Genomic DNA, 13,767 nt, shown 5'->3' on the forward strand with positions numbered 1-13,767 from the left:
CCCTTCTCAGCGGAGCTAACATGGAACCTTACAATCCCCCGCAAGATCCGATGCACGTGCTGTATCAGGATGAGCACATCATCGTGGTCAACAAACCTAGCGGGCTGCTTTCCGTGCCTGGCCGTGCCCCGGAGAACAAGGACAGCCTGATGACGCGCATCCAGGCAGACTTCCCGGCGGCGGAGTCCGTGCATCGCCTGGATATGGCTACCAGCGGGGTGATCGTGGTGGCATTGAACAAGGCCGCCGAGCGGGAGCTTAAACGCCAGTTCCGCGAGCGCGAGCCGAAAAAATGCTACATCGCCCGAGTATGGGGGCATATGGCACAGGATGAAGGGTTGGTGGATTTACCGCTGATTTGCGACTGGCCGAACCGGCCCTTGCAGAAGGTCTGTTTCGAAACCGGCAAGGCCGCGCAGACCGAATATGTGGTGCTCTCCCGGGATGCGGATGGCAGCACACGGGTCAAGCTGCTGCCCATCACTGGGCGCTCACACCAATTGCGCGTCCATATGCTGGCATTGGGTCACCCCATTCTCGGCGATGGCTTCTACGCCCCACCAGAGGCCAAGGCGATGGCACCGCGCCTGCAACTGCACGCACAAGAGTTGCGTATCACTCATCCCGCATTCCAGACCCCGATGCATTTTCGCGTAGAGCCGGATTTCTGAGTTTATAGGGGCGCCGCACGCTACGCCCCCTACGCTTATTTAAAACCCTTCTCGCGTTTGATCAGGTCGTAGGCCGCCTGGATCTCCTGCGCTTTCTGTTTCGCCATTTCCATCATTTCCGGCGGTAACCCCTTGGCGACCAGCTTATCCGGGTGATGCTCGCCCATCAGTTTACGGTAGGCACGCTTGATGGTGGTGGCATCGTCGCTACTGTTAACACCCAGTACCTTGCAAGCATCTTCCAGCGTTGGACCACGTTGCGCCTGCTGGTAGCCACCTTGAGAGTAGCCTCCTTGCTGCCCCTGCCAACTGCCGCCGCCAAACTGACGCCCGCCTTCGATCATACTGAGGAACTGATCGAACTGAGCGCGGGAAATTCCCAACTCTTCGGCGATCACATACAGCACCTGGCGTTCATTCGGATGCAGCGAGCCGTCGGCAAACGCGGCCTGGATCTGAATTTCCAGAAACATCCGAATCAGGTCAAAGCGACCAAAACAGATGCTGCGTAGCTGCTGCAAGGTTTCACGCAGCGGGAACTGGCTGTGCTTGCCTTCTCGGAACGCCTGCTGCGCCGCGGTACGGGCCTCGCCATGCAGTTGCAGGCGGTCCATAAACAGGCTGGCTATCTGGATATCGGCTTCGGTTACCCGCCCTTTCGATTTGGTCAGATGCCCCATAACCTGAAAAGTGGTGCGGAAAAATAACGTCTGCCGCGTTTGCTGATCGGTAAAGAAGCCCCGACTGCGCTTGTTATTACGTGCGGTATCGATCATATGACCAACAATCAACCCCAGCACGACACCCCAGAATCCGCCGCCAGCCCAAACGGCGACAATCACTCCGAGCAGTTTTCCCCAATACTGCATATACTCCCCAACTATCAAACCGTAATAAGCCGTGTATCCCTATCGGTACGCGCAAGGGTTAAGGCGATTTTTTCCAAGAATTCGATTATCATACCTGTCATTTATCTCTGCGCCTAACGACGACGCAATCGAACGGCAGGATTTAACACTAGCGCAACGCTGATGAGTGATATAGTCTCTGACCGTTTGCCGGACATGACGCCTCTGATGACGGAACACCAAAACCGCGTATGAAAAAAAGTTTCCCAACACTGCTGGCCACGTTGATTTGGACGGCAATTTATAGTCAGCACGCGCTGGCAGATCTGGCCGAGCAATGTATGCTCGGCGTGCCTGTTTATGATAAGCCCGTGATCAGCGGCGATCCCAACAGCCTGCCGGTCACCATCATTTCCGATGATTCGCAGGCCAACTACCCGAACAGCGCGCTGTTCAGTGGCAACGTCAACGTCGAACAGGGTAACAGCACCCTGACGGCGAAGCAGGTTGAGCTGAACCAGACGCAAAAAGACGGGCAGCCTGATCCTATCCGTACCGTTACCGCCACCGGTGATGTGAACTACTCGGATAATCAGATCAAACTGAAAGGCCCTAAAGCCTGGTCAAACCTGAACACCAAAGATACCGACGTCTATCAGGGCGACTATCAGATGGTGGGCCGCCAGGGGCGTGGTGACGCCGACAAGATGAAGATGCGCGGTCAAAACCGCTACACCATCCTGGAAAACGGCACCTTCACCTCCTGTTTGCCTGGTGATGACAGCTGGAGCGTAGTGGGCTCCGAAGTGATCCATGACCGCGAAGAAGAAGTGGCCGAGGTGTGGAACGCCCGCTTCAAGATTGGCAAGGTGCCAGTGTTCTACAGCCCCTATTTGCAGCTGCCGGTGGGCAATAAGCGCCGCTCCGGCTTCCTGATCCCCAATGCCAAATATGGCAGTAATAACGGCTTCGAATTCATGTTGCCGTATTACTGGAACATTGCGCCAAACTTTGACGCCACCATCACGCCGCACTACATGACGAATCGTGGCCTGCAGTGGCAGAACGAATTCCGTTATCTGCTGCAACCAGGTCTGGGTACCATGGCCTTCGACTGGCTGCCAAGCGATAGGCAGTACGAAAAAGATCACGGGGATGTCGACAGCAGTAAGCGTTGGCTGTTCTACTGGGCGCATAACGGCGTCATGAATCAGGTGTGGCGTTTCAACATTGACTACACCAAGGTCAGCGACCCTTATTACTTCACCGACCTGGATTCCAAATACGGCTCCACCACCGATGGTTACGCCACGCAGAAATTCAGCGTCGGTTATGCCGATGAGAACTGGGATGCCACGTTGGCTTCCAAGCAGTTCCAGATCTTCAGCGGGGTGGGCAACCAAAACGCCTACCGTGCGCAGCCACAGTTGGATCTCAACTACTATAAATCGGATATCGGCCCGTTTGATTTCCACACCTACGGCCAGGTTGCCAACTTTACCAGCGTCAACCCGAATAACCCAAAAGCCACTCGTTGGCATGTGGAACCGGCGATCAATCTGCCGCTGGCCAACAGTTGGGGTAGCCTGAATACCGAAGCCAAACTGATGGCAACGCATTTCCAGCAGACCATTCCAAACGGTTTTGCCGCCGACTATGCCAGCCGTAACCCGGGTAGCCCGGTTCCCGATCTGGAAGACTCGGTCAACCGCGTTCTGCCGCAGTTCAAGACCGATGGCAAAGTAGTGTTCGATCGCCCAATGGATTGGTCAGAAGGTTATACCCAAACCATCGAGCCACGTATGCAGTATCTGTACGTGCCTTATCGCGATCAAAGCAATATCTATACTTATGACTCAACCCTGCTGCAAACCGACTACTCGGGCCTGTTCCGCGACCGCTCCTACAGTGGCCTGGATCGCGTAGCCTCGCAGAACCGTGTTGCAGCCGGTGTCACTTCGCGTATTTATGATGATGCGCTGGTTGAACGTTTTAACGTTTCCGTAGGTCAAATCTACTACCTGAGCCGCTCGCGGACCGGGGATCAAAGTAGCAACTTTGATAATAGCGATGATACCGGCAGCGTCGTCTGGGCTGGTGACACCTATTGGAAGATTGACGATCGCTGGGGCCTGCGTGGTGGTGTGCAATACGACACCCGTCTTGACAGCGTCGCGTTAGGTGACGCGGTAGTGGAATATCGTCAGGATCAGAATCGCATGGTGCAGTTGAACTACCGTTATGCCAGCCCGGAGTATATTTCGGCAACCTTGCCGGATATCAGCAACCCAGGCTATCAGGACGGTATTTCACAGGTTGGTCTGGTGGCCAGTTGGCCAATTGCCGATCGGTGGGCAGTCGTCGGGGCGTATTACTACGATACTCGTGCGAAACAAACCGCCAACCAGTTGGTCGGCCTGCGTTATAACACCTGCTGCTGGGCGGTCAACGTGGGTTATGAGCGCAAGATCACCGATTGGGACTACGGTAATCAGGTCAGCAAGTACGATAACAAAGTTTCATTCAACGTCGAACTGCGTGGCTTGAGTAGCGATCACAGCCTTGGCACCAATGAAATGCTGCGCTCGGGTATTCTGCCTTACCAACGCGCATTCTGATATTGATAAACGAATTGAAAAAAAACAACTTTCACCCGCATTTGCGGAAACAGATAACGGGAAATGTATGAAGAACTGGAGAACGCTTCTTCTCGGATTGGTGGTTTGTGCCAATACCGCGTTCGCAGCACCGCAACAAATGGATAAAGTCGCCGCCGTCGTCGATAACGGCGTAGTACTCGAGAGCGACGTGAACGGCCTGATGCAATCGGTGAAACTCAACGCACAGCAGGCTGGCCAGCAATTGCCAGACGACAATACGTTGCGTCACCAGATCCTTGAACGTCTGATTATGGATAACATCCTGCTGCAGATGGCGCAAAAAATGGGGATCACCGTCAGCGATGCCGATCTGGACAAGGCGATCGGCAATATCGCCGCCCAGAACAAGATGAGCCTGGATCAACTGCGCAGCCGCCTGGCGTATGAAGGTCTGAACTACAACACTTACCGTGCGCAGATCCGCAAGGAAATGCTGACCTCGGAAGTGCGTAACAACGAAGTGCGTCGCCGTGTCACCATCCTGCCGCAGGAAGTTGACGCGTTAGCCAAACAGGTCGGCGCGCAGAACGGCGGTGAAACCGACATCAACATCAGCCACATCCTGATCCCGCTGCCAGAAAATCCATCGCAGAAGCAGGTTGATGAAGCCGAAGCGCTGGCGAAACGCCTGGCCGGTGAAGCGACCGGCGGTGCCGACTTCGGCAAACTGGCGATCACTTACTCTGCCGACTCACAAGCGCTGAAAGGCGGCCAGATGGGTTGGGGTAAACTGCAGGAAATGCCAACGCTGTTCGCAGAACGTCTGTCCAGCGCCAAAAAAGGCGATGTGGTTGGTCCGATCCGTTCCGGTGTCGGCTTCCATATCCTGAAGGTTAACGATATCCGTGGCGGTACCCAGTCGATTTCCGTGACCGAAGTGCATGCCCGTCATATCCTGCTGAAACCGTCAGTGGTGATGACCGACGATCAGGCACGCGCCAAGCTGCAAGAAGTGGCTGCGGCCATCAAGAGCGGCAAAGCGAAGTTTGAAGACGAGGCTAAACAGCTGTCACAAGACCCAGGCTCTGCCCTGCAGGGCGGCGATCTGGGTTGGGCTTCGCCAGACATGTACGATCCTGCCTTCCGCGATGCGCTGCTGAAGCTGCAAAAAGGCCAGGTCAGCGAGCCGGTACACTCTTCCTTTGGTTGGCATCTGATCCAGTTGCTGGATACTCGCCAGGTGGATAAAACCGATGCGGCGCAGAAAGATCGTGCCTACCGCATGCTGTTTAACCGCAAGTTTGCCGAAGAAGCGCAAACCTGGATGCAGGAACAGCGTGCCGCTGCTTACGTGAAGATCCTCGATGGAAGCAATGCACCGCAATAACCGTATCGTCATCACCCCCGGCGAGCCTGCCGGGGTTGGGCCGGATTTGGTCACCGTACTGGCGCAACAGGATTGGCCTGTTGAACTGGTGGTGTGCGCCGATCCGGCCTTGTTGCTTGAGCGCGCCCGCCAGTTGGCGTTACCGCTCACGCTGCGCGACTACCAGCCAGGCCAACCTGCACAGCCACAGCGTGCCGGGACCTTAACGGTATTGCCCGTTACAGCCCCTGCGCCCGTGGTCGCTGGTGAACTTAACGTCGCCAACAGCGCCTATGTGGTAGAAACTCTGGCTCGTGCCTGTGACGGTTGCCTGAACGGTGAGTTTGCCGCGCTGGTCACTGGCCCGGTCAACAAAAGCATCATCAACGACGCTGGTGTCGCCTTTACCGGCCACACCGAGTTCTTTGCCGATCGCAGCCATTGTGAACGCGTGGTGATGATGCTGGCTACCGAGGAGCTACGCGTCGCTCTGGCAACGACCCATCTGCCGTTACTGGCAGTCCCGGGTGCCATCACCCAACAGAGCCTGTTCGAAGTGATCACCATTCTCGATAGGGATCTGAAAAACCAGTTTGGCATTCCGCACCCGCTGATTTACGTCTGTGGGCTAAACCCACACGCGGGGGAAGGCGGCCATATGGGGCGTGAAGAGTTGGATGTGATTATTCCGGCTTTGGAGGTGCTGCGTAGCCGCGGCATCCAGCTGATTGGCCCGCTCCCGGCGGATACCCTGTTCCAGCCCAAATATCTGCAACATGCAGATGCGGTGCTGGCGATGTATCACGATCAGGGCTTGCCTGTACTAAAATACCAGGGGTTTGGTCGGGCGGTGAATATCACCCTCGGTTTGCCTTTTATCCGTACCTCGGTCGACCATGGTACCGCGTTGGAACTGGCTGGCAGCGGCACTGCCGATGCAGGCAGCTTCAAAACGGCCTTGGCTCTCGCCATTAAAATGATAATTAACAGCAATGAATAATAGAGTCCACCAAGGGCACTTTGCCCGCAAACGTTTTGGACAGAACTTTTTAACCGATCAGTTTGTCATCGATAGCATTGTCTCAGCCATTCACCCACAGCCGGGCGAAGCGGTGGTTGAAATCGGCCCAGGCCTGGGAGCCTTGACCGAGCCGGTTGGCGCGCGGATGGATCGCATGACGGTGATTGAACTTGACCGCGATCTGGCAGCCCGCCTGGCCAATCACCCACAGCTGAAAGACAAGCTGACCATTCATCAGCAAGATGCCATGACGGTGAACTTCGCCGAGCTGGCAGCCGTGGAAGGCCAATCGTTGCGTGTGTTCGGCAACCTGCCGTATAACATCTCGACGCCGCTGATGTTCCACCTTTTCAGCTATACTTCAGCTATCCGCGACATGCACTTTATGCTGCAAAAAGAGGTGGTCAACCGTCTGGTTGCCGGCCCGAACAGCAAGGCATACGGGCGCTTGACCGTGATGGCACAGTATTACTGCAACGTTATTCCCGTGTTGGAAGTGCCGCCGACTGCGTTCGCGCCACCGCCTAAAGTCGATTCTGCCGTGGTTCGTCTGGTACCGCATCTGGTGATGCCTAATATTGTCGGCGATGTGCGTATGCTCAGCCGCGTGACCACCCAGGCGTTTAACCAACGCAGAAAAACCATCCGCAACAGCCTGGGCGATCTTTTCACCCCGGAACAGTTGACGGAACTCGGCGTCGATCCGACGCTCAGAGCAGAGAATATTTCTGTAGCGCAGTACTGTAAGCTGGCAAACTGGCTTTCACAACAGCAGGCGCAGCAGCAATAAAGGAGCAGTTGTCATGATTGATTCGCCCCGTGTATGTGTGCAGGTACAGAGTGTGTATGTGGAATCACAATCGATACCTGAGGAAGAACGTTACGTCTTCGCGTATACCGTTACCATCCGTAATCTGGGGCGCTTTGACGTGCAACTGCTGGGCCGTTACTGGCTGATAACCAACAGTAACGGTCGGCAAACTGAAGTTCAGGGCGAGGGAGTGATCGGTGAACAGCCTATTATCCAGCCCGGCAGCGAGTTCCAATATACCAGCGGTGCGATACTCGAAACGCCGCTGGGCACCATGGAAGGCCACTATGAAATGGTTGATCAACAGGGTCAGCCATTCCGTACCGCTATTCCGGTGTTCCGTTTAGCCATCCCTACGCTGATCCACTAATATGTCGACATATCTTATCGGCGACGTTCATGGCTGTTTCGATGAACTGCAGTCGCTATTAGCTCAGGTTAATTTCGATCCCCTGCAAGACCAACTGTGGCTGACAGGCGATCTGGTCGCCCGTGGCCCCGGCTCGCTCGAAGTGCTGCGCTACGTCCGCTCTCTCGGTCCGGCAGTGCGTATGGTTCTGGGTAACCACGACCTGCATCTGCTGGCGGTGTACGCCGGTATCAGCCGTAATAAACCCAAAGACCGCATGACCCCCCTGCTCGAAGCGCCTGATGCTGACGAGTTGATCAACTGGCTGCGTCGCCAGCCGGTGCTACAGGTAGATGATGAACGCAAACTGATCATGGGCCACGCTGGCATTACCCCACAGTGGGATATCGAGACCGCACAGATGTGTGCCCGTGAAGTGGAAGCGGTACTCAGCAGCGACAGCTATCCCTTGTTCCTGGATGCGATGTACGGTGATATGCCCAACAACTGGAGCCCGGAACTGAGCGGGTTGGCTCGCCTGCGCTTTAGCACCAATGCCTTGACCCGCATGCGCTATTGCTTCCCTAACGGCCAGTTGGACATGATCTGCAAAGATGCGCCGGGCACCGCTCCCGCTCCGCTGAAACCCTGGTTTGATCTGCCACGTCTGGTCGATCCCGAATACAGCATCATCTTCGGCCACTGGGCATCACTGGAAGGCAGAGGTACGCCGGAAGGGATCATCGGTCTGGATACCGGTTGCTGTTGGGGTGGGGATTTGACCCTACTGCGTTGGGAAGACAAGCGCTACTTTACCCAGCCAAGCAACCGTCGTGATGCGATAGACGGCGCGGATACGCTGGCAGCGTCTTAAAAAGACAATGGGCACCCAAGGGTGCCCATTTGATAGCCAACCCGCCTTAGCGGCGTTCCAAAATCTCAAAACAGTAACCATGCGAGTTCAGTGCATCCGCATCGTGGAAGGCGCTGAACGACGTTTCCCATTCGTCCGGCTCGTAATCCGGGAAGTAGGTATCGCCACCCACTTCGGTATCGATATGCGTCAGATACATCCGGGAAGCCCGTGGCAGGAACTGGCTATAAATGCTGCCACCGCCCATCACCATCACTTCCTCCACCTCGCCAGCCGCAGCCAAGGCCTCCTCCAGCGAAGTCACCCAGGTCACGCCAGGTTCTTTACCCGGCTGGCTGCTTAACACGATATTATGGCGGCCCGGTAATGGGCGGCCAATCGACTCAAAGGTCTTACGGCCCATAATCACCGGTTTATTTAACGTGTTACGTTTAAACCACGCCAAATCCTCCGGCAGGTGCCACGGCATGGCATTTTCCATACCAATAACGCGATCCGCCGCCAAAGCAGCAATCAGGCTGATAATCATTGTTTAACCCTGTATAGGCAGCAAAATTGTTCACACTATACGTAAAGCCCCGGCCACCGTCGATAGACGAATCGAGCGATAGTCATATATCGGACGGCTCTGAACATAAACTCCAATAATCCCAGATCCTTAGAAAAAGCCCTAAACGCCGGGACGTTTACGATACAGCCACAGACCCGGTACCGACAGGCCAATCGACAAGGCTCCCACGATAAAACAGGCTTTGAGGAAGTTGGAGATCATCACCGACATCAGGGCTTCGCTGTAGCCCAAATGTGAAATCTCCACCACGCTGATCATCGCGGTATAGGCTGAAATACCGGGGAACATCGGGATCACCGCCGCAACGGTAAACACCTTGGGATGCGCCAGCAGCCAGCGTGACCAGTAAATGCCGATGATACCGATCAGGATGGCGGCCAGGAACGAGCCCCATTCGATATTCATACCGAAATGCATCATCAGCATCCGCGAACCGTGCCCCAGCGCCCCAAGCAAGGCACAGTAGCGCAGCGCTCGTAGCGGCACGTTGAACACCATGGCAAAGCCGAGCGCGGGTACTGCCGCCAGCAGCATGTCCTGTAACAGCGCCCACAGCAGGCTCATGACCACCCCCGTAAATCCCACAGCGACATCGCCATCACCACGCCGATGCAGGTTGCCAGCGTCAGTAAACTGGCCATCGCCCAGCGGGCCAGGCCGGTATTCACGTGGCCTTTAAACATATCGGCTACCGCGTTGATCAGCGGGAAACCGGGCACCAGCAACAGCACGCTGGCCGCCATCGCTACGCTGGAGGTTTGGTGGAAAAACGGCACACGTAACAGCAGGCCGGAGACCGACGTGGCGACAAAGGCCGTCAGGCAAAAGTTGATCAGCGGATTCATATGGCGAGCGGTCAGCATCTGGCGCACAAACATCGCCAGACCACTGGCCATAAAGGTGACCGCAAAAGCATCTGGCCCGCCGCCGTTGAGCATGCTGAAACAGCCACAGGACAACCCCACCATCAGCACCACCAGCCAACGCGGATAGCGCAGCGGACGGATTTTTTCAAAGCGCCGCGCCACGTCATGGACGTCGGCCAAATGGTGTTCCGCCAGGATCACAATGTGCTGCACCTCGGTCACCATTTGCATGTTGATCCCACGATCGACGTTCTTTCGCGTGGTGGTCAGGCAGGCATCATTGCTGATGGTGGTAAGCACCACGGCGTTGGCCGAGATGGAGCTTTCTACACTATCCATGCCAAGCGCCAGGCCCAAACGAGTCGAGAGTTGTTCCACCACCATGCTTTCCGCCCCGTGCTGTAGCAGCAGCAACGCACACTGAATACACAGACGGGTGATCTCACGCTGTTGCTGGTTTACACCGGGTATCTCTGCGGTTAATTCCTTTTTCATGTCGCTCAATCACATCCTCTTAATGAAGACCCATCATATAACCAGAGATTAGTGCAATAGGTTGATGCACGTCAGGAGGAGTGGCGTTATTATCAGCAGAATTAGGCCTTTTTCAGAGACTCGCTCATGCTTGAAACCTCATTGTTTGTCGCCGGTATTGCCACGCTCGGCATGCTTTCCCCCGGGCCAGACTTTTTTCTGGTGATTAAAAACGCGGCGCGCTATCCGCGCCTGGCAGCAATGATGACCGCGTTCGGCGTGATCTGCGGCGTGGCAACTCATATGTCTTACTGTGTCGCGGGCCTGGCGGTAGTGATCACCACCACGCCGTGGTTGTTCAACGTGCTGAAATACGCCGGTGCGGTGTACCTGATTTGGGTCGGTATTCAAGCCTTGTTATCACGCGGTGGCAGCAAGATGAACGTCAGCAGCCTGCCTCAACAGCAGGTCAGCCTGAAAAGCGCCTTTGTACAAGGTTATCTGTGTAATCTGCTCAACCCGAAAGCCACGCTGTTCTTCCTTGCGGTGTTTACCCAGGTATTGCAAATCAACTCCGGCCTGGGTGAAAAACTGTGGTATGCCGGGATTATTTTCGGTCTTTCCGCCGTTTGGTGGCCGGTGCTGGTGTTTTTAATCCAAAGTGGGCCGGTGCGCCGTGGGCTGGAGAAAACCCAGAAGGTGGTCGATAAGCTGCTGGGTGGGATGTTAATCGCCTTGGGCATCAAGGTCGCGCTGAGCTGAGAAACCGGCGAGGGGCAACCCCTCGCCAGCCAATTACCCTTTCGCTTCCACTACCTCTTCCTCAGGCGCTTTGCCATCAATACTGCCGCGCCAGCCGTTTTGTTGCACGTGAGATAGGCGCATCTGATCTTGCTCGATGGCCGACGACAGCATTTCTTTAGCCCGTTGCAGGCTGGCGACACGGAACTCGGTATCTTCGTAGTTCTCCAGCGTATCCTCCAGCATCTTCAGGTTATAACGCCGGAAGGTATCCGCCTTTTCACGGGCTTCGTAGGCGTCCAACCCCAGCAGTTCGAGAGTTTCTCTGCCGATCAGTAACGAGCTTTCAAAGGTTTCCCGCGCAGGTTTTTCCACCCCCAACTGCCGCAGTTGATACCAGTGGTCCACATCGCGGGCACGCGCCACCACTTTCAGGTGCGGGAAATGGCGTTTGACCAGTGCCGTCAGTTGCAGGTTCGCCTCCACGTCGTCGATGGCGTTAATCAGGATTTTGGCATGTTCCGCTCCTGCCGCTTCCAACAGATCGGCCCGCGTCGCATCACCATAGAACACCTTGGTGCCAAATTTGCGCAGCGTTTCGATATGGTCCGGATCGTGATCCAGCACCACGGTATGCACGCCGTTGGCCAGCAGCATACGGCCAGCGATCTGGCCAAAACGGCCAAAACCGGCGATGATCACGCTGGCATTCTCTTCGTCGATCACATCTGCCGGGCGTTCGTCCTGCGGGGCATTCTTGGCCAGGCGAGCGGCAACCACCAGCAGAAATGGCGTGGCAGCCATCGAAAGTGCAACGGCCAACGTCAGCGATTTAGCCCATTCGAGCGGCAACACACCGGCCATCTGCGCCGCAGCGAAGATCACAAAGGCAAACTCACTGCCCTGCCCCAGCAAAATGGCGAACAGCCCGCGCTGGCGCTTGGGGACCCCTAGCATTGGCGCAACCAGCCACAGTAGCACCGCCTTCAGCAGCATGAAACCCAGCAACAGCGAGGCAATCAGCAACGGGTGATGGAACAGCGTGCCAAAGTCGATCGACATCCCCACGCCGATAAAGAACAACCCAAGCAGCAGGCCTTTAAATGGCTGAATATCGCTTTCCAGCGCATGGCGATATTCGGAACTGGCCAGCAACACGCCAGCCAGGAAGGCCCCCATCGCCATCGATAGCCCAGCCATCTCCAGCAGAATGCCAAAACCAAACACCAGGAACAGCGCCACGGCGCTGAAGACTTCACGCATGCCGGAACGCGCCACAAAGTGCAGCAAAGGCCGGGTAACATAACGCCCCAGCAGCACCACGACCGCCAGCGCCCCCACCACCTTGGCGGCAGAAAACACAAAAGCACCCAGCGTGGTAGCCGCTCCGCTGCTGGCCAACAGTGGGATCATCGCCACCAGGGGAATAGCGGCAATATCCTGGAACAACAGCACCGCAAACGAGCTGCGGCCAATCGGCGAAGGCGTCAGGTTACGCTCACTCATCGCCTGCATGGCTATCGCCGTTGAGGAGAGTGCTAACGTCAAGCCAATCAGCAAGGCGACCTGCCAATTCAACCCGAGGAAATAGCAGAAGGCGCTCAACACCAGGCCGCATCCCACCATTTGGATGCTCCCACCACCAAATACCGCTGCCCGCAACGTCCACAGCCGCCGAGGATCCAACTCAAGCCCGATGATAAACAGCATCAGCACTACGCCAATTTCGGCAAAGGTCAGTATCGACTCCGGATCGGAAACCAGTTTCAGCCCCCAGGGGCCAATGACACAGCCCGCAATCAGGTAGCCGAGTACCGATCCCAACCCCAGGCGTACGGCAATCGGCACCAACAACCCGGCCGATCCCAGATAGATCAGCCCTTCAATCATCATCGAGTGATTATCCATTCACTGACTCCTGCTCTGCTGCTGGCTCGCTGTGTTCCATCAGATACTGCACCAGCCGCTGACGATAGGCTTCCCCTGCGGCGATCAAAGCCGGTTCGTTACAGGTAAAGGTGTTGTGCACGGCAAAATACGGTTGCCACTTCATACCGCAGTAAATCGCCGTGGCCTGTAGTGGCTGACCCAGAGCGGCAAAGTTGGGGTAATCGCCCAAAGCGAAATGCTGCTCATCTCCGCCGCTGGTGACCGCCCACAGGCAGTCTTTCCCCACCAGGGCGTTGCCCTCGTGGCCATAGGCCCAGCCATGCTCCAGCACTTTGTCGATCCACAGTTTCAACAATGGCGGCAAGCTGTACCACTGCATCGGATGCTGTAAAACCACCATATCGGCCCGTTCCAGCGCCCGCTGCTCGGCGTTGATATCGATATTAAAATCTGGATACAGTTCGTACAGCGTGCGGACCTCCACACCGGGAATGTCTTTTACCGCCTGTAGTAACCGTTGATTGGCATGAGAATGCCGGGGATAGGGATGAGCGTAAATAATCAGGATCATGCGCTTCTCGTTGTTGCGTTTCATACAACGAGTATATACCAGTCACCGTGCCGCCATTACTGGCATAAAAACTTGCTGCCCCCAATGCCCCCATCCTCTAACCATCAGGATACG

The 13,767-nt window shown here is 56.0% G+C and carries 14 protein-coding genes; 8 read left to right on the top strand and 6 right to left on the bottom strand.

Annotated elements, in window-relative coordinates:
• Positions 1 to 20 precede the first annotated feature (20 nt).
• Positions 21 to 671 (top strand): bifunctional tRNA pseudouridine(32) synthase/23S rRNA pseudouridine(746) synthase RluA, encoded by a 651-nt coding sequence (gene rluA, locus ACKWMY_RS07480; RefSeq protein ID WP_024483552.1) that lies wholly within the window; start codon positions 21 to 23, stop codon positions 669 to 671.
• 35 nt (positions 672 to 706) lie between these two features.
• On the opposite strand, the gene djlA is transcribed toward rluA, so the two are convergent.
• Entirely contained in the window at positions 707 to 1,540 is an 834-nt protein-coding gene (djlA, locus tag ACKWMY_RS07485; RefSeq protein ID WP_024527192.1) for a co-chaperone DjlA, read from the bottom strand.
• 230 nt (positions 1,541 to 1,770) lie between these two features.
• Here djlA and lptD point away from each other — a divergent pair, with 230 nt between their 5' ends.
• From lptD to apaH, 6 genes are all read left to right on the top strand, one after another.
• Positions 1,771 to 4,137, top strand: a complete 2,367-nt coding sequence (gene lptD / locus ACKWMY_RS07490) for an LPS assembly protein LptD (RefSeq protein ID WP_074028469.1) — start codon at positions 1,771 to 1,773, stop codon at positions 4,135 to 4,137.
• A 67-nt stretch (positions 4,138 to 4,204) separates the two neighbouring features.
• Entirely contained in the window at positions 4,205 to 5,506 is a 1,302-nt protein-coding gene (surA, locus tag ACKWMY_RS07495; RefSeq protein WP_409486121.1) for a peptidylprolyl isomerase SurA, read from the top strand.
• Positions 5,493 to 6,485: a 4-hydroxythreonine-4-phosphate dehydrogenase PdxA gene (pdxA, locus tag ACKWMY_RS07500; protein ID WP_261160864.1), complete on the top strand. Its 993-nt coding sequence runs from the start codon at positions 5,493 to 5,495 to the stop codon at positions 6,483 to 6,485. The genes surA and pdxA overlap by 14 nt, the downstream gene beginning before the upstream one ends.
• Positions 6,478 to 7,296 carry a 16S rRNA (adenine(1518)-N(6)/adenine(1519)-N(6))-dimethyltransferase RsmA gene (gene rsmA / locus ACKWMY_RS07505; protein ID WP_021179275.1) on the top strand — a complete coding sequence of 273 codons (819 nt, stop codon included), beginning with the start codon at positions 6,478 to 6,480 and terminating at the stop codon, positions 7,294 to 7,296. The genes pdxA and rsmA overlap by 8 nt, the downstream gene beginning before the upstream one ends.
• Before the next feature lie 13 nt (positions 7,297 to 7,309).
• Positions 7,310 to 7,687, top strand: coding sequence for a Co2+/Mg2+ efflux protein ApaG (gene apaG, locus ACKWMY_RS07510; RefSeq protein ID WP_024483557.1), 378 nt, complete (start codon positions 7,310 to 7,312; stop codon positions 7,685 to 7,687).
• 1 nt (position 7,688) lies between these two features.
• Positions 7,689 to 8,540, top strand: a complete 852-nt coding sequence (gene apaH, locus ACKWMY_RS07515) for a bis(5'-nucleosyl)-tetraphosphatase (symmetrical) ApaH (protein ID WP_024527196.1) — start codon at positions 7,689 to 7,691, stop codon at positions 8,538 to 8,540.
• Positions 8,541 to 8,586: 46 nt separating this feature from the next.
• Here apaH and folA read toward each other — a convergent pair whose 3' ends face one another.
• The 3 genes from folA to ACKWMY_RS07530 form a co-directional block, all read right to left on the bottom strand.
• Positions 8,587 to 9,069, bottom strand: a complete 483-nt coding sequence (gene folA, locus ACKWMY_RS07520) for a type 3 dihydrofolate reductase (RefSeq protein WP_024527197.1) — start codon at positions 9,067 to 9,069, stop codon at positions 8,587 to 8,589.
• A 141-nt stretch (positions 9,070 to 9,210) separates the two neighbouring features.
• Entirely contained in the window at positions 9,211 to 9,675 is a 465-nt protein-coding gene (locus tag ACKWMY_RS07525) for a threonine/serine exporter (protein ID WP_065683562.1), read from the bottom strand.
• The gene (locus tag ACKWMY_RS07530) at positions 9,672 to 10,472 is read right to left on the bottom strand and encodes a threonine/serine exporter ThrE family protein (protein ID WP_024527198.1); all 801 of its coding nucleotides are present in this window, start codon (positions 10,470 to 10,472) and stop codon (positions 9,672 to 9,674) included. The genes ACKWMY_RS07525 and ACKWMY_RS07530 overlap by 4 nt, the downstream gene beginning before the upstream one ends.
• Before the next feature lie 126 nt (positions 10,473 to 10,598).
• Between ACKWMY_RS07530 and ACKWMY_RS07535 the strand changes: the two genes are divergently transcribed.
• A complete protein-coding gene (locus tag ACKWMY_RS07535; protein ID WP_021179269.1) occupies positions 10,599 to 11,213 on the top strand; it encodes a LysE family translocator in 615 nt (204 codons plus the stop codon).
• A gap of 33 nt (positions 11,214 to 11,246) precedes the next feature.
• Here ACKWMY_RS07535 and kefC read toward each other — a convergent pair whose 3' ends face one another.
• Positions 11,247 to 13,100: a glutathione-regulated potassium-efflux system protein KefC gene (gene kefC, locus ACKWMY_RS07540; RefSeq protein WP_409486122.1), complete on the bottom strand. Its 1,854-nt coding sequence runs from the start codon at positions 13,098 to 13,100 to the stop codon at positions 11,247 to 11,249.
• Complete coding sequence (kefF, locus tag ACKWMY_RS07545) at positions 13,093 to 13,653, bottom strand: glutathione-regulated potassium-efflux system oxidoreductase KefF (RefSeq protein WP_024527200.1); 561 nt, start codon at positions 13,651 to 13,653, stop codon at positions 13,093 to 13,095. The genes kefC and kefF overlap by 8 nt, the downstream gene beginning before the upstream one ends.
• Between the last annotated feature and the right edge of the window lie 114 nt (positions 13,654 to 13,767).

The sequence above is a fragment of the Serratia sp. J2 genome (genome assembly GCF_046269175.1).
GTDB lineage: Bacteria > Pseudomonadota > Gammaproteobacteria > Enterobacterales > Enterobacteriaceae > Chania > Chania fonticola_C.